General features: G+C 44.6%; 16 protein-coding genes and 1 rRNA gene (2 of these 17 only partly in view). 10 read left to right on the top strand and 7 right to left on the bottom strand.

The window, feature by feature from the left end; all coding sequences use genetic code 11:
- The 4 genes from CEF13_RS24630 to CEF13_RS24615 form a co-directional block, all read left to right on the top strand.
- Positions 1 to 2,173, top strand: a 23S ribosomal RNA gene (locus CEF13_RS24630); it begins 763 nt to the left of the window's first position.
- A gap of 471 nt (positions 2,174 to 2,644) precedes the next feature.
- The gene (locus CEF13_RS24625; RefSeq protein ID WP_102714880.1) at positions 2,645 to 4,129 is read left to right on the top strand and encodes a DHA2 family efflux MFS transporter permease subunit; all 1,485 of its coding nucleotides are present in this window, start codon (positions 2,645 to 2,647) and stop codon (positions 4,127 to 4,129) included.
- Between the two features lie 169 nt (positions 4,130 to 4,298).
- Positions 4,299 to 6,062, top strand: coding sequence for a class I adenylate-forming enzyme family protein (locus CEF13_RS24620; RefSeq protein ID WP_102714878.1), 1,764 nt, complete (start codon positions 4,299 to 4,301; stop codon positions 6,060 to 6,062).
- The gene (locus tag CEF13_RS24615) at positions 6,055 to 7,134 is read left to right on the top strand and encodes an acyltransferase family protein (protein ID WP_102714876.1); all 1,080 of its coding nucleotides are present in this window, start codon (positions 6,055 to 6,057) and stop codon (positions 7,132 to 7,134) included. The genes CEF13_RS24620 and CEF13_RS24615 overlap by 8 nt, the downstream gene beginning before the upstream one ends.
- Before the next feature lie 72 nt (positions 7,135 to 7,206).
- On the opposite strand, the gene CEF13_RS24610 is transcribed toward CEF13_RS24615, so the two are convergent.
- The 5 genes from CEF13_RS24610 to katA form a co-directional block, all read right to left on the bottom strand.
- Entirely contained in the window at positions 7,207 to 7,422 is a 216-nt protein-coding gene (locus tag CEF13_RS24610; protein ID WP_102714874.1) for a hypothetical protein, read from the bottom strand.
- Between the two features lie 50 nt (positions 7,423 to 7,472).
- A complete protein-coding gene (locus tag CEF13_RS24605) occupies positions 7,473 to 9,170 on the bottom strand; it encodes a methyl-accepting chemotaxis protein (RefSeq protein ID WP_102714872.1) in 1,698 nt (565 codons plus the stop codon).
- 328 nt (positions 9,171 to 9,498) lie between these two features.
- On the bottom strand, positions 9,499 to 9,822 hold the full coding sequence (locus tag CEF13_RS24600) for an AzlD domain-containing protein (protein WP_102714870.1): 324 nt from the start codon (positions 9,820 to 9,822) through the stop codon (positions 9,499 to 9,501).
- Complete coding sequence (locus tag CEF13_RS24595; RefSeq protein ID WP_102716545.1) at positions 9,819 to 10,493, bottom strand: AzlC family ABC transporter permease; 675 nt, start codon at positions 10,491 to 10,493, stop codon at positions 9,819 to 9,821. Before CEF13_RS24595 ends, CEF13_RS24600 begins: the two co-directional genes overlap by 4 nt.
- Positions 10,494 to 10,684: 191 nt before the next feature.
- The gene (katA, locus tag CEF13_RS24590) at positions 10,685 to 12,142 is read right to left on the bottom strand and encodes a catalase KatA (protein ID WP_102714868.1); all 1,458 of its coding nucleotides are present in this window, start codon (positions 12,140 to 12,142) and stop codon (positions 10,685 to 10,687) included.
- Positions 12,143 to 12,447: 305 nt separating this feature from the next.
- Here katA and CEF13_RS24585 point away from each other — a divergent pair, with 305 nt between their 5' ends.
- Together CEF13_RS24585 and htpX are read left to right on the top strand one after the other, a co-directional pair.
- Complete coding sequence (locus CEF13_RS24585) at positions 12,448 to 12,993, top strand: LemA family protein (RefSeq protein WP_102714866.1); 546 nt, start codon at positions 12,448 to 12,450, stop codon at positions 12,991 to 12,993.
- A gap of 26 nt (positions 12,994 to 13,019) precedes the next feature.
- On the top strand, positions 13,020 to 13,904 hold the full coding sequence (gene htpX, locus CEF13_RS24580) for a zinc metalloprotease HtpX (RefSeq protein ID WP_102714864.1): 885 nt from the start codon (positions 13,020 to 13,022) through the stop codon (positions 13,902 to 13,904).
- 16 nt (positions 13,905 to 13,920) lie between these two features.
- Here the strand turns inward: htpX and CEF13_RS24575 are convergent, their stop codons facing one another.
- Positions 13,921 to 14,718 carry a WYL domain-containing protein gene (locus CEF13_RS24575; RefSeq protein ID WP_102714862.1) on the bottom strand — a complete coding sequence of 266 codons (798 nt, stop codon included), beginning with the start codon at positions 14,716 to 14,718 and terminating at the stop codon, positions 13,921 to 13,923.
- The gene (locus CEF13_RS24570; RefSeq protein ID WP_102714860.1) at positions 14,705 to 16,018 is read right to left on the bottom strand and encodes a helix-turn-helix transcriptional regulator; all 1,314 of its coding nucleotides are present in this window, start codon (positions 16,016 to 16,018) and stop codon (positions 14,705 to 14,707) included. Before CEF13_RS24570 ends, CEF13_RS24575 begins: the two co-directional genes overlap by 14 nt.
- 179 nt (positions 16,019 to 16,197) lie before the next feature.
- Between CEF13_RS24570 and CEF13_RS24565 the strand changes: the two genes are divergently transcribed.
- The 4 genes from CEF13_RS24565 to CEF13_RS24550 all read left to right on the top strand — a co-directional run.
- On the top strand, positions 16,198 to 17,616 hold the full coding sequence (locus CEF13_RS24565; protein WP_102714858.1) for an RtcB family protein: 1,419 nt from the start codon (positions 16,198 to 16,200) through the stop codon (positions 17,614 to 17,616).
- 242 nt (positions 17,617 to 17,858) lie between these two features.
- Positions 17,859 to 18,041 (top strand): hypothetical protein, encoded by a 183-nt coding sequence (locus tag CEF13_RS24560; protein ID WP_102714856.1) that lies wholly within the window; start codon positions 17,859 to 17,861, stop codon positions 18,039 to 18,041.
- Between the two features lie 94 nt (positions 18,042 to 18,135).
- Positions 18,136 to 19,248 carry a slipin family protein gene (locus tag CEF13_RS24555; protein ID WP_102714854.1) on the top strand — a complete coding sequence of 371 codons (1,113 nt, stop codon included), beginning with the start codon at positions 18,136 to 18,138 and terminating at the stop codon, positions 19,246 to 19,248.
- A gap of 194 nt (positions 19,249 to 19,442) precedes the next feature.
- Positions 19,443 to 20,000: the beginning of a YecA family protein gene (locus CEF13_RS24550; RefSeq protein WP_102714852.1), read on the top strand. It continues 600 nt past the right edge of the window; only the first 558 of its 1,158 coding nucleotides appear in the window; its start codon is at positions 19,443 to 19,445; the stop codon falls past the right edge of the window.

The following is a 20,000-nucleotide window of genomic DNA, read 5'->3' as shown; positions in this document are numbered from 1 at the left end:
AACACGCACTGGAGGCCCGAACCCACGCACGTTGAAAAGTGCGGGGATGAGGTGGGGGTAGCGGAGAAATTCCAATCGAACTCGGAGATAGCTGGTTCTCCCCGAAATAGCTTTAGGGCTAGCCTCGAGGAATGAGCGTCGTGGAGGTAGAGCACTGATTGGGTGCGGGGCCCGCCAAGGGTTACCAAGTCCAGTCAAACTCCGAATGCCATAGACGTGCTACTCGGGAGTCAGACAGTGAGTGCTAAGATCCATTGTCAAGAGGGAAACAGCCCAGATCATCAGCTAAGGTCCCCAAGTGTGTGTTAAGTGGGAAAGGATGTGGAGTTGCAAAGACAACCAGGATGTTGGCTTAGAAGCAGCCATCATTTAAAGAGTGCGTAATAGCTCACTGGTCGAGTGACTCTGCGCCGAAAATGTAACGGGGCTAAACACACCACCGAAGCTATGACATGTGCCTATATGGTACTTGGGTAGGGGAGCGTTGAATACGGATTGAAGTTGGACCGTGAGGACTGGTGGACTGTATTCAAGTGAGAATGCCGGTATGAGTAACGAAAAGACAAGTGAGAATCTTGTCCGCCGAAAGCCTAAGGGTTCCTGAGGAAGGCTCGTCCTCTCAGGGTAAGTCGGGACCTAACGCGAGGCCGAAAGGCGTAGTGGATGGACAACAGGTTGAAATTCCTGTACCACCGAAGATCGTTTGAGCAATGGGGTGACACAGAAGGGCAGTGACGCGGACTGATGGAATAGTCCGTCCAAGCAGTGAGGCTGATCGATAGGCAAATCCGTCGATCATAAAGGCTGGGCTGTGATGGGGAGCGAAAATTGCAGTAGCGAAGGTCATGTACTCCGGCTGTCAAGAAAAGCCTCTAGTGAGATCTAGGTGCCCGTACCGCAAACCGACACAGGTAGGCGAGCAGAGCATGCTAAGGCGCGCGGAAGAACTCTCGTTAAGGAACTCGGCAAAATGACCCCGTAACTTCGGGAGAAGGGGTGCCCCGGTAAGGTGAATAGCCTGAGGGGGCCGCAGTGAAAAGGCCCAAGCGACTGTTTAGCAAAAACACAGGTCTGTGCGAAGCCGTAAGGCGAAGTATACGGGCTGACGCCTGCCCGGTGCTGGAAGGTTAAGGGGAGCGGTTAGGGGTTAAACCCGAAGCTGTGAACCGAAGCCCCAGTAAACGGCGGCCGTAACTATAACGGTCCTAAGGTAGCGAAATTCCTTGTCAGGTAAATTCTGACCCGCACGAATGGCGTAACGACTTGGGCGCTGTCTCAACGAGAGATCCGGTGAAATTTTAATACCTGTGAAGATGCAGGTTACCCGCGACAAGACGGAAAGACCCCATGGAGCTTTACTGTAACTTGATATTGAACTTTGGTACGATCTGTACAGGATAGGTGGGAGCCTTTGAAGCATGAGCGCCAGCTTGTGTGGAGGCAACGTTGGGATACCACCCTGATCGTATCGGAGTTCTAACCTAGGACCATGAAACTGGTTCGGGGACCGTGTCAGGTGGACAGTTTGACTGGGGCGGTCGCCTCCTAAAATGTAACGGAGGCGCCCAAAGGTTCCCTCAGAATGGTTGGAAATCATTCGTAGAGTGCAAAGGCATAAGGGAGCTTGACTGCGAGACCTACAAGTCGAGCAGGGACGAAAGTCGGGCTTAGTGATCCGGTGGTACCGAATGGAAGGGCCATCGCTCAACGGATAAAAGCTACCCTGGGGATAACAGGCTTATCTCCCCCAAGAGTCCACATCGACGGGGAGGTTTGGCACCTCGATGTCGGCTCATCGCATCCTGGGGCTGAAGTAGGTCCCAAGGGTTGGGCTGTTCGCCCATTAAAGCGGTACGCGAGCTGGGTTCAGAACGTCGTGAGACAGTTCGGTCCCTATCTGTCGCGGGCGCAGGAAATTTGAGAGGAGCTGTCCTTAGTACGAGAGGACCGGGATGGACGTACCGCTGGTGTACCAGTTGTTCCGCCAGGAGCACCGCTGGGTAGCCAAGTACGGACGGGATAAGCGCTGAAAGCATCTAAGCGTGAAGCCCCCCTCAAGATGAGATTTCCCAGTATGTAAGACCCCTTGAAGACGACGAGGTTGATAGGTTCGGGGTGGAAGCACAGCAATGTGTGGAGCTGACGAATACTAATCGGTCGAGGGCTTATCCTAAAATCGTTTGCATGGACCCATACATCCGGCAGACAGCAGCAATAAGGTTTCAGCAAACCTACCTTTCGTATCCAGTTTTCAGGGCGTAAGCTGTTAATGCTTGCATTAACGCTTGACCCACTACTGTGGGTTTTTATTATTATAATCAATGTTTAAATAGGGGAAGCTCAAGCTGAATGCGCTTGGGTTTTTTTTGAATCTTAGCAGGGAAATAATGAGGCCCTGAGGCTGCAGCTAGAGCTGAGGGGCAATTACATCCAATTGAAGCGATTCTTGAGTTATGAAGAGGCTGCTCTGTTTACCCATCAAGTTTGGGATAACAGAGCAGCCTTTTTATTCGTTTTTATAGCTTGAATGAAGAGAAGCTTGAACAAAAATAGTATGAAATTTGTAAATAGCATTGATATTACTTTAGAACTAAAATATAATACATTAGCGGCAAAAGTAGACTTAGGGGTGTGAGAGGTTTAGATGAATCAAACAGAAGGCTTGAAAGTACGTTTTTGGCCCGTAATGGTGGCTATCTTTATCGGATCGTTTTTGTGTGTGTTAGCATCAGCTACGATCAATTTAGCATTAGAAATATTAACGGAACATTTTCATTCGACACTGGGCTCCGTTCAATGGACGTTGACCGGATTTATGCTGGCGATGGGAACGACAGCGCCGATTGCCGGTTATTTAGGAGAGAGATTTAGTTATAGAAGACTATACTTGTCCTCGCTAGTCGGTTTTACACTGGCTTCCATTTTATGCGCAACGGCTTGGAATGAAGGATCATTAATTACGTTTCGTGTTTTACAAGGAGCTTTTAGCGGATTGATCATTCCAGCTACGATGTCAATCATTTATCAAATTATACCTAGAGAAAGGCAAGCAATGGCAGTTGCATTCTGGGGATTAGCAGCAATGCTGGCGCCTGCATTCGGTCCAACGATTAGCGGGTGGGTGCTGCAAAACTTTAATTGGCAATGGCTATTTCTAATGAATATACCGATTGGGCTAATCGCCATTTGGTTTGTATATGCTTATATTCCTTATTATCGAATGAATGTTCCCAAAAGCTTCGACTTACTAGGCTTCCTGACGGTAGTAGTAAGCAGTTCATCATTACTGCTTGCACTTGGGCAAGGCCATAACTGGGGATGGGGATCATTCAAGGTTATTGCACTCTTCGTTATCGGGGGAGTATCTCTGATTTTATTCATATGGCGAGAGCTGACAGCAAAAACACCGCTGCTTAATTTAAAAGTATTTAAAAACAAACGTTTTACCTTAAATGCCATTATTTCTAATATTATTACCATCAGCTTATATTCAGGTACACTCCTTACTCCGGTATTTCTGCAACGAATTCAGCATGTATCTGCAATGGATACCGGCATGATTCTTCTTCCTGCATCGCTGGCAATGGCTCTGCTGATGCCGGTAGTCGGAAAGCTTTATGGCATATTAGGGCCACGCATATTAATGTCGTTTGGGATCGCGCTTCTTACAGTAGGTACACTAGCTTTAAGCTGGCTCAGCGTGGATGTATCTCATGCCTATGTAATAGGGTGGATGGTCGTGCGGAACATCGGAATCGCGTTCGTGGTAATGCCTTCAAGCAATGCTGCCATGGAGCAAATACCGGCTGAACTGTCGGGTCACGCTTCTGCTATCACCAACTGGACAAGAAACGTATTTGGATCATTCGCTATTGCCATCTTTACTACGATGCTCGCATCAAGGTCACTCGTTCATGCAACGGATTTCATGAAGGCAGGCAATACAGATGCCTTGCATATTCAAATCATGTCCTTTACGATGAGCGTGAATGACGTTTATGTAGTTGCTACCTTGGTGGCTGCCGTTGCACTTCCTATTAGCCTTTTTGTAGGCAAGACAAAACGAGCAGACGAGAATGACGGGGTTAAACGAAGCACGGTTACAGCTGCAAAGACTGTTTCCCGCTAAGCATAAGATTGTAGAAGAAGCCTAAGTCGATTTATGACTTAGGCTTCTTCTTTTTCTGTGAAGAACTCTTTGTAATATTGTTCTTTATTAAGAATTAAAATAATGATATATTGGGATTGTGACGAATATTGATCATTATAAAGAACGACCTGCGGGGGGCTCAAGGCAAATGAAATACAATATCGATTTGAATAGAGATACAATTCCTTATTTTCTTTCTAAGCGAGCAATGGATTACCCGAATGATGTTGCATTCAGCTTTCCGGAACTGAACCAGCATTATGATTGGTCTACCATCTGGAGGGAAACCCGGTTGCTGGCAAAGAGCTTTCTGAAGCTGGAGATCAAAAAGGGCGACTCAATTGCGCTGCTTATGCCGGGTAGTATGGAAATGCTTTTGTCGATGTTAGCGGCAGCTTGTGTCGGAGCCATTATCATTCCGCTAAATGCATACTCCAAGAAGGAGGAGCTTGAGAATTATTTGAAGGATGCACGTCCAGTCGCCATAATAATGGGTGCTGAGGGTCATCATATGAATTACCCAGCTATGATGCAGGAAATTATTTATGAGAATAATCGGATTGGCAGGGATGGATCGTGGATCCCTACCCATCTATTCGTGCTGAATGGTGCAGAAGATTTGGCAGCGCCATTTCGATCATTTAAAGAACTGTTTGTGCTTGGTGCAGCTATAAATGAGCACCACTTGGTTGCCGCATGCCAAGCCAATGACGCCGCTGACCCGCTCATTCTACTTTACACCTCGGGAACACTAGGAGCACCGAAAGGTGTGCTTCGTTCCACGGCTTCATTTATCGCATCTGCTAATCAAGCTCAGTCTACACCTAAAGGCTCGTCCTTTCTCTCCAAAATCAGTGACCGTGTCACTCGCCGATTCTCCGTCATGAGTGTGCTGCCCCTCTATCATCTAGGAGGCTTCTCTATTATATTTACAGCCTTGAAGGCCTGCCATATCCGGATCGTCATGCTCACACATTTCAATCCTTTACGTGCATTATCAAGCGTAGAGACCGAGAAATGCAGAGTATTGGTTGGCACACCTTTTATGGTTTTGCAAATGCTTTCATCTTCCACGAGAAAGGATTATAACCTTAAATGCTTGCTTGGGGTAGTGTTTACTTCTGCAGCTGTGAATAATATAACATTACAAAAAATAATGAAAGATTTAAGTTTGCTATTTTTCATGGTTAGCTACGGCTCATCAGAAGCTGGCGCTGTCGCGAATGGGACTTGTTTTCTTAATAGAAAGAACAACTTTGTGCTGCCGCTCATATATAAGCTGTTAAAGCATACGAGTCTATTTAACGGAATTATTCATTATAAGGATTTTCAGAATGATTCTTACAGCATCGGAGGTAAAGTAGACAAGGCTGTAGAAGTGAAAATAGTTAGTCCCGAAACAGGCGATGAGCTGTCGTTGTATTCGCATGGCGAAATATGGATTCGGAGCTATCGTGTCATGCGCTATACGGCCGAGAGCAGCGAGAGGTCCAGCTTTACAGCAGATGGATGGTATAAGTCAGGTGATCTTGGTTTTTTGGATGAAAGAAGACATTTGACTATTACAGGCAGACTTCATCGTCTTATATCACGGGGCGGCGAGAAAATATCGCCAATCGAAATAGAGAATGTGCTGCTGCGTCATGAGGATGTAGCTGAGGCAGTTGTTTTAGGTATTCCGGATGAGCTTTACGGAGAACAAATATGCGCTTGCATTGTTCTTAGGCAGGGTGCTGAAATAACTGCGGATAAGCTGAGAAATGATCTAGCGCCGTATTTATCCACCTTTAAGCTGCCGCGTTATTTTGTATTCCTACCCATTCTGCCGCTTTCAGCAACAGGTAAAATCTCTGTTGCTGATTTAAAGTCAAACGTGCTCAATGGAATCGGAGAGAGGCGGAAAAATGCGTAAATATTATCCTGGCATAACGCTCTTCAAGCTGGTAGGATCTTTACTCGTATTAATTGCGCATATTATGCTGTTACACTATATGACGCTGCTGCCGGGGCAGCAGCTCGTTCAGTTTACCTCTCTTGCTCTTCGAAATGTGGTTCCATGCTTTTATGTAGTTGCAGGGTTTCTCGCCTATAAAGGATGGACTCATACGGCTAGGCGATCTGCATATATGAAGAGGTATATTTCACGGATATTGCTGATATACTGTTTTTTTTGTTTGATTTTTGTTGGACAAAACATAGTACCAATGTTAATTAGTGACGGCCTAGGTTTCGGAAATGTATTCCTACAAATCAAAATCATAATAGTAGCTGTATTTCTAACGGGACCTTTTATTCAATTTTGGTTCATACCCCCGCTAATTTTCGGAATGCTTGCTGCCTATTGGCTCGTTCAAAAACAACAGATTCGTTTAGCCTTCATCATGGCGCTTAGCGGCTTTGTCTTCATTCAATTTATATCTGGAAGCTTAATGAATGTGTCAGGGATTAATGCGGAGAGTTTCCCGTTTCTAGATGCCGCGTATGCAGAGTATTTAATTTTATTTACGACAAGATACATCGGTTTTGGTCTTACTTTTGTAATCGCCGGCGTTTTACTTGCGAAATACGAGGACGTTTTTTTGCAAATCAGAGCTATTCCATTTCTCATAACTACAGTTCTTTTCAGCTTAGCGGAAACACTGCTTTTGATTCGCTTCTCGGAATGGTCAACGGACTATAAGCTCGCATTCAGCGTTCTTCCGAATACGCTACTCCTTTTCTATGGAATCCTTCGAATCCGTAGTAATGCTATACAGACCTATCATAAATTTTTTAGTCGGTTCAGTCTTGTAACCTTCTTCGGCCATATTTTATTTATACAAGTGAATCGTTATATGCTAGGCTGGACCTCTCCCGAATTGAATATGGCTCAAAATTTTGTATTATTATTTATCACGCTTATACAGTGTATCGCATTTACTGCGCTATTTAGTTTGAAATTTAAGTATTTCAAAACAAGGCAGACAAAGAATATATCCTCATAATATTGATTGAAACTGCAAAATAAAAACCTGACCAAATGAAGGTCAGGTTTCCTTTTGTTCTGTACAGCAGTCTTACATTGGATTTTCTTCATCTGAATCCTGTGAGGATGGGGACTCTACAAGACGGAAATCATCTGTTTTTTCGCCATCTTCCCATATTTCAACGAATAAGGCATCACAGTTTTCAAAGTCCTCGGATTTAAGCGATAAGGCTTTTTCATCGTCAGAGCCGACATAGACGTTCTCCAACCCATCCTCATTGAATGCTTGAATGACATATATTTTCATTTATTTGCGCCTCCTGCATATTAAGCTTATAGCAGTATAACACAAACTTCTTAACGAGTTTTAAATCTGCTGATCGTTTCTTGCAAGTCCTCAGCCATTTTGGCGAGTGAACGTGAGGCAGAGGTAATTTCCTCCAACGATGATGACTGCTCTTCTGTAGAAGCCGAAACTTGCTTGGTACCTGCAGCGGAGCTTTCTGTAACTTGCGTGATGGTTCTCATCGAGCCCGTCATCTCATCTACGCCCGCCGTCATTTCTTGAACGGATGCGGATACTTCCTCAGATTGTGCGGCAACATTTGTAACAGCCTCCTGGATATATTCGAAGGATTGTCCTGCTGTATGCACGATTTCAATACCGGATTTCACTTCTTTGGTGACGGCTTCCATTGATTGAACAGCTCTGTCCATGCCCATTTGAATCGTAAAAATGAGATTTGAAATTTGTTGAGCAGATTCAGAGGACTGATGTGAGAGCTTCCGCACCTCTGTAGCCACCACTTCAAATCCTCGGCCGTGTTCACCTGCTCTTGCCGCTTCAATGGCCGCATTAAGCGACAGTAGATTGGTTTGAGCAGATAGCTCGGTTATAACTTGAACGATTTGGCTAATTTCTTCGGATTGGCTGCCAAGCTCCCCGACAACCTCAGCTAATCCGTTCACCGTTTCACTAATTGAATTCATCTGCTCGACAGCTGTTTGAATGAATCCATGCCCGTGTACAGCCTTTTCCGATGCTTCCGCAGCTTTGGCGGATACATTTTGCGTGTTTTCAGCAATTTGTTGGAAGCCGATGGACATTTCATTAATCGTCTGCAGGCCATCTCCTACGACCTTGACCTGCAAATCAATTCCACTTGCAAACTCCTGCATAGCTTTGGCTATTTGTTCCGTTGCAACGGATGTTTGCTCTGAATTGGCTGTTAATTCCTCTGAAGAAGCTGCTACTTGCTCCGCGTTTGATCCAATTTGAGTAATAACGCTTCTGAGATTGTTAGACATCATATTAAAGGAGCTTGCCAGCACACCAAGCTCATCCTTATTATTCATCTTGACGGCATCGCCCGTAAGATCTCCAGCTGCAATCTTCTCCGCTGCTCTAGAAACGGCTATGATAGGATTAGTAATTAGACGCCCTATAAAAATAGCAATAGCGAGACCTAGAATGATGGAGATAATACCTGAAATAATGAGTAAACGACTAACATCACTGGAATGCTTCGCTGCATCGGCGATTCCTGTGTCTAAATCATTTTGCTGCTTGCTTTCCATCGCGTTCATAGCTTTCTCGAAATTATTAACAATGATGGGGCCTTGGGTTGTTAGTAAGTTTGTGATCATTAACATATTATTAAGTCTCTTATAATCAATGATTTGCTTCGTGAAATTAAAATATTCTTTTTCATGCGTATCGGATTCTACCAACAAATCTTTCATCGTTTGTGAATACAAAGTTGGGGCAAGCTCGTTGCTTATGCTCACATATAGGGAGTGCGAATCCTCCAGACTTTTTAATGTTTTATCATTTCTTTCTATAATATAACCTCGCAGGGCAACCTGCTCAGATTTCACTGCGCTGACCATATTTTTTATTTTCAGCATTTTTGCAGTTTTGTCGTTTATCAATTCCGCATATGTACTGTTTACTGATTGCAGTTGGCCGATGCTTACTATAATAATCAATGCCATTATAAGAAGAATAGATATAAAGCCTAATAATAATTTTATCCTAATTGAAAAATTCCTCATGTCGTTCCTCCTAGTAGTTTGTTCAAACAAAGATGGATACATGCTCGGCAAGACATTACATAATAGCGCTTTCAAAAATGAGTGGCTGCTTCAGAGCGGAAAACCCAAAAAAATGACATAACCGATAGGCTATGCCAACTTCTTGATGAGTGGCTCGCAGCATGGTGTCGTTCTTCGTTCTTTTTCGAAAAATTCCCCTTTTTTGATAAAATTTTCAATGTTTTTGTTTAAATTTGTAATATTGTAGCATGTTTTGCGTGTTTAATCTATATGCTTTTCCCTTGATTGATATGGAAAAAAGCTAGTTTATTGCAAGGCTTATATGTATCTAGAAGATCAAGCGTACGAGAGCAGCACATAAAACACCTGTAATCACGGTGATTAATAAGCTTTTTGTCTTCATAGCGATAAATAAGGTAGGGAGCATAATTAAGAGATGAAGCCCATTTATCGCAGGTATGGAATCGGTTTGGCGGATAGCTCCTTGAACGACCAATGCTGTAAGCAAGCAGACTGGAATATAGGAAAGCCACTTCGTAAAGGGCTTAGGCAATTGAAGCCTCCGAATAATAGCAAATGGCAGTATTCGCGGAATAATGGTTACTAAAGCGCACCCAACAATAATGAGAAAAACAGTGAGATCAACCTTCATTTTTCTGTCACCGCCCCAATGGCCGCACAAATAATGGTCGCCAGAAGAACAGCCATATAAATGGAAAAGAAAGAGGAAAGGATATATACCGCAATGATGGTGCAGGCAATCAGGAAAAGGTAATGCCTAAGCTTTGAGCTTGGCAAAGCTGCTAATTGCAGCACTAGCAGTGCTAGGAACATCGCGGTTAAAGCAAAATCCAAGCCAAGCGCTTCTGAATTGCCAATCCAGCTGCCAATCCATCCTCCAGCCATACAAGCCATAATCCATGTGATATATGCCGTTACGTTTAATCCATTCATCCAACGGTCATTGATTGGCAGCCCCTTGGAAGTACGCAAGGAAGCTACTCCAAACGATTCGTCCGTGAGCAGTGCTCCAATTCCTACATTTCTTAGAAGGGAATAGCTTGTGAAATGTGGCGCAAGTGCAGCGCTCATCAAGAAGTGACGCAGATTCACGATGAAAGTCGTTGCAATAATAGCGGACGGAGGGCTCATAGCAACCAGCATCGCGCAAATAATAAATTGAGAAGCTCCCGCATAGACCAAAGCCGAAAGCAGTCCAATTTCAAAAATACTTAAATGAGCAGAAGTGCCGATAACACCAGCTGCTATACCAATGCCAATATAACCGAGTAGAGTAGGTATGCAGTCCTTTACACCTTGCATAAACGTTAGTGCTTCATTCGTATGTATGTATTCCACATCAGATTTTATGTCGGATCCCAATGCCTTTGCCCCCTTGTCTCAATTATTATACAACATTCAGGAGGGGCATTAAGTGGATGTGTCACGGTAAGCTTACATAAATATAGCGGCTGTCGAAATCGCTTCGACAGCCGCTATTCAGCTCACTTATATTATGGTAATTGTGTAATCGATAAGCCTAGTCCTTCTGCAATTCGCTGTCCGTAATCAGGGTCAGCTTTGTAGAAGTGGCCGATCTGGCGAAGCTTGATTTCATCCTTCTCAACGGGCTTCATAGCGCCAACAATCGTATCAATCAGCCGCCCGCGTTCCTCTTCGCTCATGAGGCGATAGAGATCGCCGGGTTGCGTGTAATGATCATCATGGTCGTAACCGATGCTATCGGCTTCTCCGCTTACCTCGAAAGGGACTGGTTTATGCTCCGGCGATTCTGTAGGACCGCCGTAGCTGTTCGGTTCATAGTAGATCGAAGCGCCGCCGTTGCCGTCCGCCCGCATTTGTCCGTCTCGCTGATGGTTATTCACCTCTGAGGCTGGTCTGTTGATCGGAAGCGTATTATGATTGGCGCCAACCCGGTAACGATGAGCGTCAGAGTAGGCAAATAGGCGGCCTTGCAGCATTTTGTCTGGTGAAGCCTCGATGCCAGGCACAAACGAACCGGGCGAAAACGTCGCTTGCTCAACCTCGGCGAAATAATTGTCAGGATTGCGGTTGAGCACCATTCGCCCTACTTCTTGCAACGGATAATCCTTCTGAGACCAGACCTTCGTAACATCGAATGGATCGAAACGATATGTATTCGCATGCTCCAAAGGCATAATTTGAACATACAGCTTCCATGCAGGGAAATCACCATTAGCGATGGCATTGAACAGATCCTCGGTATGATAGTCGGGATTGTCGCCAGCCAGCTGTGCTGCTGCTTCAGGAGCTAGATTTCGCACACCCTGCTCGGTTTTGAAATGATATTTAACCCATACCGCTTGCCCTTTATCATTTACCCATTTGAACGTATGGCTTCCAAATCCATGCATATGCCTCAGCGTAGCAGGGATACCGCGATCTGACATTAGGATTGTAACCTGATGCAAGGATTCAGGAGATAAGGACCAGAAATCCCAGACGGCATTCGGGTTTTTCAGATGGGTTTGCGGATGCCGCTTCTGCGTATGAATGAAGTCAGGAAATTTAATGGCGTCGCGAATGAAAAAAACAGGCGTATTATTGCCGACCAAATCATAATTGCCTTCCTCCGTATAGAACTTAACGGCGAAACCGCGCGGATCGCGCACTGTATCGGAAGAGCCGGATTCACCTGCAACGGTAGAGAAACGGATGAACATCGGTGTACGCTTTCCTACCTCGGACAAAAAGCTGGCTTTAGTGAATGACGATAAGTCATGCGTAACTTGAAAATAACCATGTGCGCCGGCACCCTTGGCATGTACAACGCGTTCCGGAACACGCTCTCTATTGAAGTGTGCCAGCTTCTCTAGCAGATGCACGTCTTGAATCAATGTGGGACCGCGTGAACCGGCTGTCATCGAATTTTGGTTGTCTCCAACCGGAGCGCCTGCACTAGTTGTTAGCTTGTTCTTCTCTGTACTCATAATAGAATCACCTCATTATTTTTTTATGAATGCGTCTTTTATAATATGACAATCTACTTTATAAAAATGCCAAATCTATTTTTTATTAACAGGGATATGAAACAGATCTATGAATAGGATGATTACATAGCGGGACAATGGGTTAAAGTAAAATAAATGTTACAAGAAGCAGGAGGCTTAATTAACGATGGAGGAAGCGATAAAAGAAGCAGTATTTGAGGGAATTGGCTAAAAGGGTTAATCATCATAAATGTCGAATTAATGCTCAGGGAATAAAATTCAGAAGAACAGAACGGAGTGTCGGAATGGAATTGATTATTGGAATTGGCATTGTTGTCATTTTGATTATTTATGTAATTGCAACTTATAACGGCTTAGTGAAGATGCGCAATTGGGTGAAGGAAGCATGGAGCCAAATTGACGTGCAATTGAAGCGTCGTCATGATTTGATTCCCAATTTGCTTGAAACCGTTAAGGGTTATGCCAAGCATGAGCAAGAAACATTGAAGCTTGTTATTGAGGCACGCAACCAGATGCTGAACGGCACACCAAATGAACGTATTGAAGCGGATAATCAGCTGCAAGGGGCGTTGAAATCCATATTTGCTTTAAGTGAAGCCTATCCTGATTTGAAAGCGAACCAAAACTTTCTCAGCTTGCAGGAGGAACTGACCAATTCTGAGAACAAAGTCGCGTATTCCCGCCAGCTTTATAATAAAACGGTTGCGGAATACAACATTAAACGGGAATCATTCCCGTCCAACATTATTGCGGGCATGTTCAGCTTTAAAGAAGAGCAATTACTTGCAACTCCCGAGGCTGAAAAGATTGTACCTAAAATAACGTTCTAGAACACCTTGAGCAAAGGATGACAGTGATGCTGTATAGACAAATCGAACAAAATAAAAGAAAAACAGTGCTGCTCGTTCTGCTCTTCAGTGTGATTGTGCTAGGAGCGGGCAGCGCGGTTGGTTATCTTGGCTTTGAGGATCTAAGGCTAGGTGTAATAATGGCTGCAATCATATTAGTTGTTTATGTCCCGATTACGTATATGTCCGCAAGCTCGCAGGTTCTTCGAATGTCAGGCGCCAGTCTTGCGAATAAAGAAACCCACAAGAAGCTGTATCATATTGTAGAGGATCTTTGCATAGCCGCACGCATACCTATGCCGAAAATTTATGTCATTAACGATCCTTCTCCTAATGCGTTTGCGACAGGTATCAAACCAGAGAAGGGCGCTGTCGCTTTCACTACGGGATTGCTTGAGACATTGAATCGGGAAGAGCTTGAAGCGGTTGCCGCTCATGAAATCGGACATATACGCAATTATGATATTCGATTAATGACGATCAGCATCGCCTTAGTATCCGTAGTTGCCATACTAGCTGATATTGGCTCGAGAATGCTGTTCACCCAGAGGCGAGGAAATGATAAAAAAACGCATCCTGCCGTTATGATTATAGCACTCGTATTCGTACTGCTATCACCGCTTGCTGCAAGATTCGTTCATCTCGCGGTTTCTAGAAACCGTGAGTATTTGGCTGATGCAACGGCTGTAGAATTGACTCGCAACTCATTGGGGTTGCAGAATGCTTTGCGCAAAATTAGCGCCAGCAGCCTGGATGTACGCAAAGCCCAAAATGCTACAGCATCGCTTTATATTTCGAATCCGTTCAGCAAACAGCGAAAAAAGAAAAATACGAGCTGGTTCAGCACACATCCTTCATTGGAATCTAGAATTGAAAGATTGAGCCGCATGTAGCCAGCCTATCCTATCGTTATTGCTCATATCTTTCCAGCGCCTTTGTTGCAGATTCCAGCATGCGCCGCTTCATATACTCGTTTTGAATGATACGAACCCGTTTCCCAAGGAAGCGGGTTTTTGAAAGCACATATTCGCTTTCATTATTGGCAAAGCTGAGCCTAATCGTATATTCGTCCGTTTCCGAGTTGTAGATAACCTCCTTCTCAAAGCAAGAGAAGGCATACAGAATCCGCGAGAGTTCCCCGTTATATTCCTTAACAACTTTGATGTCTGCGCTTATTTTGCGTTGATTAAGAATGGCCTCCACTTTTCCGAACAAAAGTTCATATTGCTCTAAAGAACATTTTTCCTCGCACACTTCCATCATATTTCCCAGCTGAGTGCTCATCAGCTTCTGATTCCGTATATGATACCAGAGCAAATACCACTCCCGCTTAACCATTGAATATTCCAGCTTATAAGGAAATGCCTCCTGCCTGGAATAAGCCGCACCTTGCTTAATGTGATAGCTTAAAAGAATGAAGCTTCTATTTGTAATAGCTTGCCTCAATGGACGCAGCAAAGGGTCGTAGACCCTTCTTTCTCTACTAGCCGCTTTGTGGATAAGCTGCTCTTGCGTATCTATCGCCTGCTCCTGCTCAAGCATAAGATTTAAGCGCTGCAGAGTGTCCGGCGAGAAGGCAGCTGCTGCCGCTGGGTGCTGAAGCATCGTCTTCAGCCAACGCCGCTCATGAGTAGTGACCAAGAATGTACCTGAATCCTCCAGGCGGGAAATGATTTGATAATTAAATATTTTCTCAAACAGATTCATAGCCAGACTTAATCTCCTTCCATTCCGCGATCATTTCCTGCCGCAGCCGCATAGGCTCCAGAACCTCGCAGCTTGAGCCGAAGCTTCGAATCCACGGCTTAATTTCAATCGTTCCGTTCACGATAATTTCGTAGATAAAGAAATCCTCATTCTCCTCCGTAATGACACCCCATTGCCCCTGAAGCAATACGCGTTCCTTCACAAAGTTTTTTATACCCGGCCCTGGATGAAAGAAACGGACGCGTACGGTTACGGGTTGCCCTGTATCAATTAACCAGCTGTATTGAATGCGCTGCTCCAGCTCCGCCTTTTTGATATCGAACAGCTCGTTTGCGGCCGTGTCTTCCTCTGAAATTTGCGTTAACCCTTCCAATCGATACTTCTTGATGCCGTGGCGATTATGATGGCCAAGCAAATACCATCTGCCGTATTGATGATCATAGATAACCTTAAGGGGGAGCACGGATTGTTGCTTGCCTTCCGTTTCACGTTCAAACAGCGGATTTGTATTTTTGGAGGCATAGCTTGTTTCTTTTTTGGGAGAAAAATAAAGAAAGCTGATGGACCGTCGGCTGCGTATCGCCCCAAGCAGCATAAAAAGATGCGCCTCGTCCAGAATACGTGAGTAATAGTGATACTTATATAGGAATGGCTCTGCCCATCTAGCAGCTGCTTGATTTCGGATCATATGCTTTTTCAGGCCATCCCGCAGCAAATAGCCTTGAACCGAAGGAATCTGCGTGTTGGCCATAATATCGACGAAGCTGTACAAATCCAGCAATTCATCATGTGAGAGCTGTGCGGCTAGGTCATTAAATATACGATAACGGTAGGGGCGCGGTCCTGGCTCTTTCTTAATGACGCCAACCTGCTCTAAATATTTAAGATCATTACGAATCGTTTTCTCATCTGGAAGAGGCATTCCCTCGGCCATGCTGCTGCAGCATCCATCTAATAGCTCCATGACCGTAAGCGCTTGTCCGTGCATAGCTGCGAGCAGAGCAGAAATACGCTGGCTCTCTGATTCCTTGAGTGATTTGGCGCGAAATAGAAACAGCAGCATGGGGTCCGAGGATTCCAGATAGCTGTAACGAATCGTCTCAGCGAACTCTTTGCTCTGCTCTTCTGGCAGCTGCCGATAGACGGAGTTCACGATTTCTTTGAGCCGCTTTATGGTTTTATCGAAGGTATGGATGGAAATGCCAAGCCTATCTGCGAACTGCTGCCGATTATACGCTCCGCTTGTCAGAACCAGCATACGCAAAAACTGTATTTCTTTATCAAAGCTCTCTCTCGCCAATTCTTTCTACCTCCGCTCGCAGTCGTTATTCTTCTATATTAACAGGAAGCTGATGAATGCCAACAAAAAGGAAAATATTCCTTTGTCGTAATACTTCCGCCATGTTCATGCTGCTTCGAATGAGCGATTATAGATCTTGTAAGACGGCAAGTTAGATCAAGAAGCTTGGAGGAATGACAATGACTAAGCAGCACACACGACATGGGAATAATCATCATGAAATGACACTTGCGAACGGAAGGCTTCATTTATTTGCGAATGAGGAGATTTTACAGACGTTCGGAGATAACGTATATGAAATGGCTAACAACAATTTGCAAATTCCTCGGAATCAATATATGAGCTATACACCTGATGCCCACCTCGGCATTGGAACATGTATCGGGACAACAGCGGTATGGAACATGAAAGACGGATGCGTATCACCTTCTATCGTTGGTTCAGATATTGGCTGCGGGATGCGAGTTCACACGACATCACTCCATAAACGTGATATTCAAGATAAAGACATACGCAGAGCATTAATTAAAGCGATTGAAAAATATGTGCCAACCAATGAGCGTACAAATTCGAATTATGAAGATATTGATGTAATGAATGTGGTGCAGCATGGATTAAAGGGACTGCCTGAAAAATATATACCTAATGAGCAGTGGTTGACGCATGTTGAACAATCCAATTTCACCTACGACCATAGCTACCTGAATCAGCTGCCTCCCAAAATCTTGAAATACGCCCGCGGACAATTAGGGACGCTTGGTAATGGGAACCATTTTATTGAAATACAATATGTCGAAATCAATGAAAAATACGAAAGCTTGGCTGCAAAATGGGGCTTATTCAATGGGCAGGTCATCGTTATGATCCATTCTGGCTCGAGGGCTTGGGGCGGTATGGTAGGCCGTGAACATAACAAAGTCATAAAAGAAGCGATGGATCAATGGGGCGTTAGCAATCCTGATCCCAATCTCATTTATGCACCGATTGCAAGTCAGGAAGGCCAAACCTATTTGAATCTTATGTATTCGGCGCTTAACTTTGCTGTAACGAATCGGCATATGATTGCGTTCGGTGTGCGAGAAGCTTTTCGGGAAATATTCGGAGCGGGTATGGAAATGCCGGTTCTATACGATCTGATGCATAACTACGCACTCAAGGAATTTCACCGTAATCAACCGATGCTCGTGCACCGAAAAGGAGCCACTCGGGCGCTTCCGGCGGGTCATTTCCTAAATACGCCAGCGTATAAAGAAACCGGCCATCCTGCACTTATTCCAGGTTCGATGGGAACCTCCTCCTATATTATGGTGGGCAAGGAAGAAGGCTTGAAAAATTTCTATTCCATCTGCCATGGCGCAGGAAGAGCACGATCCCGTAAGGCAACGAAGCTGCTTGTCACCGTCGATCAATTTCAGCAATCAATGAAAGTCGGCAGCGATGACGAGATTCTAGTTAACCATCGATCCTTGCAAACGATACTTGATGAGTGTCCACAAGCCTATAAGGATGTGGATCAGATCATCGATAGTATAGTAGGAGCATCGTTAGCAGACGTGGTTGCCAAATGCAAGCCGATGGCCGCTATCAAAGGCTCTTAATTTAATCGCTATTAAAGATAACTTCAATAATAGATGAGGCAAGTGCTCGAATGGGGTACCTGGGCTGGGATTTCATATAATCCCGCAGTGCTCGCGCACGCTGTGCGCTTGTATGCTGTATCATCCATATCAGCATCTGCCTCCCCAAGAAAAGGGTTCGAATCCCTTGGCCATCGCCTAATCCGCGTTGGTTCTCTGGTAGAGTGTATGCACGAACTCCCTCCAAAGGAGATCGACATCTGTTGAAAAACCGGCCCTTAACAGGAATTTTCGGAGCGCAGCGCTCGTGTGCGCTCACTACAGCAAAGCCTATGCAATCGGCGGATACCGACTGGGGCCCTGCTGCCTCTTATGGCGTCATGGGATATAGCCTTATGCGAATGGCAGTTGCATTCGTCATACAACTATTGATCATTAAGGCATAAAGCAGTACTGCTCCTTTCTCAAGCCTGATTCCGGCCTAGCCGCAGGAGAATTCCTGTTACAAAGGTCATCCAAAACGTAAAGAGGTGTTTAATAATGTTCAAAAAAGTAATGATCAAAGACGATGAGCGCGGCCTTCTGTTCAAAAAAGGCAGTTATATAAAGCATTTGCAGCCAGGCGTATATCGCCACAGCTCGTTTTCCGACGATACGGTCATTTTGCAAAATGTAGGTAAACGATTTGGCGTTCCCAATAAGGAATTAAATCTGTTTCTGCAGGATGAAAAGCTTGTTCATGAATTAGTCGTCGTGGATGTAAAGGATTATGAGTATGTGCTTCACTTTGAAGATGGCAAATTTGCTTCAATGCTAACCGCTGGGCAATATGCTTTCTGGAATGTGATGAAGAAGCATACGTTCATTCACGTCGATATCCGCAGTCCTGAGGTTTCAGCAGAGGTGGAGCGCTCGCTGCTTGGCAAGCTGCAGGGGTATATTCAAACCTTTGAAGTGTCCAGCCACGAGTCCGGCATATTGTTCTATAATAATGTATTTCAACGAGAGCTGCGTCCAGGAAGATACTTTTTCTGGAAAGGACCAACCAGCGTGCAGGTGAAGACGATCGATTTGCGTCAGCAGCAGCTCGATATGACTGGCCAGGAGATGATGACGGAGGACAAGGTTACGCTGAGGCTTAACTTTGTTTGTCAGTACAAGGTCGTTGATCCGCTCAAATCCATTGGAATCAAGTCTTTCGAGGATCAGGTGTATATTTTGCTGCAGTTGATTTTACGCGAGTACGTCGGTACGCTTAAGCTTGATGATTTACTGCGAATGAAGCAGGAAATTGCTGTGTTCGTACTGTCTCGCTTGAATGAGCAAAAGGAGCATTACGGCGTGCAGTTTATTTCCTCCGGCCTGAAGGATATTATTTTGCCTGGCGACATTAAGGAAATTATGAATACGGTGCTGTTGGCCGAGAAGAAGGCGCAAGCCAATCTGATCACTCGCCGCGAGGAAACGGCTTCTACACGGAGCTTGCTCAATACAGCAAAGCTGATGGATGAGAACGGAACGCTTTACCGGCTTAAGGAGCTGGAATTTCTTGAGAAAATATGCGAGAAAATTGGCACGATTTCGCTTACGGGTGGCGGCAATTTACTTGAGCAGCTTAATTCGCTTTTAAGCGTTAAAGCTGGAGAAAAATAATAATGAAGAGCCATTGTTCATCACACTAAAACAGAGAATAATTGAACGTGTAGAAGGCTGTCCGTAAGGGCAGCTTTGTTTTTTTTATTTGATTCCATCTCTTATTTTTGTTAAGTTGAAACCTGTATGTTTTTCGTAGTGATATAATAGTAAATAAATAAGTTGGATTTAAAATCAATATTTAGGAGATCACCATGACAACAAAGCAGGATAAATTCACAGAAAAATTTTGGCCGCAGCTTCAATACCCGTTATCGTTTAAGGATGCGCTAAGCACATTATCGAAGCAGCAATTAACGAATATTCGCTTGAATCTGCAAATAAGCAATCTCAGCTCGCTTAATAAGCAGGGACTAGTGGAGAAGCTGAGCGAGAAAATACCCGAAAACCTATCGTCGATTACTAGCAGCTGGGATCATGATAGATTAAGGCTTGTTCAGAAAATAGCAAAGAACGATGGTCTATGGGATAAGCCATTGCTCGAAATGCAGCAATACGAATATTTCCGCGAGCGCGGGATATTGTTTCCAGGGATGGTCAACGGCAATAAAGTCGTTATTATGCCTTCTGAGCTAGTAGAATTGTTTCAAGCAGGGGATCTGTTTGCCGATCATCCAAACGTTTCACGAAATACGGAATGGATTCGTTTAACTCGCGGCTTGCTCTTCTATTACGGAGCATTGACTACAGAAGAGTTATCGCATTTGGTCATTTCGCATACAGACCATAAGCTTGCACCATTGGATATGAAC

Origin of the sequence: Paenibacillus castaneae, from assembly GCF_002884445.1 — a bacterium.
Taxonomy (GTDB): Bacteria; Bacillota; Bacilli; order Paenibacillales; family Paenibacillaceae; genus Pristimantibacillus; species Pristimantibacillus castaneae.
The sequence above is the reverse complement of the archived record's forward strand: the minus strand, read 5'-3'. Positions and strand labels throughout refer to the sequence as shown.

Excerpts from the sequence above, each read along its gene's own strand:
- CEF13_RS24595 (WP_102716545.1), bottom strand. The coding sequence starts at position 10,493 with ATGCAAGGTGTAAAGGACTGCATACCTACTCTACTCGGTTATATTGGC.
- CEF13_RS24605 (WP_102714872.1), bottom strand. The coding sequence starts at position 9,170 with ATGAGGAATTTTTCAATTAGGATAAAATTATTATTAGGCTTTATATCT.
- htpX (WP_102714864.1), top strand. The coding sequence starts at position 13,020 with ATGCTGTATAGACAAATCGAACAAAATAAAAGAAAAACAGTGCTGCTC.
- CEF13_RS24620 (WP_102714878.1), top strand. The coding sequence starts at position 4,299 with ATGAAATACAATATCGATTTGAATAGAGATACAATTCCTTATTTTCTT.
- CEF13_RS24555 (WP_102714854.1), top strand. The coding sequence starts at position 18,136 with ATGTTCAAAAAAGTAATGATCAAAGACGATGAGCGCGGCCTTCTGTTC.
- CEF13_RS24615 (WP_102714876.1), top strand. The coding sequence starts at position 6,055 with ATGCGTAAATATTATCCTGGCATAACGCTCTTCAAGCTGGTAGGATCT.
- CEF13_RS24585 (WP_102714866.1), top strand. The coding sequence starts at position 12,448 with ATGGAATTGATTATTGGAATTGGCATTGTTGTCATTTTGATTATTTAT.
- CEF13_RS24565 (WP_102714858.1), top strand. The coding sequence starts at position 16,198 with ATGACTAAGCAGCACACACGACATGGGAATAATCATCATGAAATGACA.
- CEF13_RS24625 (WP_102714880.1), top strand. The coding sequence starts at position 2,645 with ATGAATCAAACAGAAGGCTTGAAAGTACGTTTTTGGCCCGTAATGGTG.
- CEF13_RS24575 (WP_102714862.1), bottom strand. The coding sequence starts at position 14,718 with ATGAATCTGTTTGAGAAAATATTTAATTATCAAATCATTTCCCGCCTG.
- CEF13_RS24600 (WP_102714870.1), bottom strand. The coding sequence starts at position 9,822 with ATGAAGGTTGATCTCACTGTTTTTCTCATTATTGTTGGGTGCGCTTTA.
- katA (WP_102714868.1), bottom strand. The coding sequence starts at position 12,142 with ATGAGTACAGAGAAGAACAAGCTAACAACTAGTGCAGGCGCTCCGGTT.
- CEF13_RS24610 (WP_102714874.1), bottom strand. The coding sequence starts at position 7,422 with ATGAAAATATATGTCATTCAAGCATTCAATGAGGATGGGTTGGAGAAC.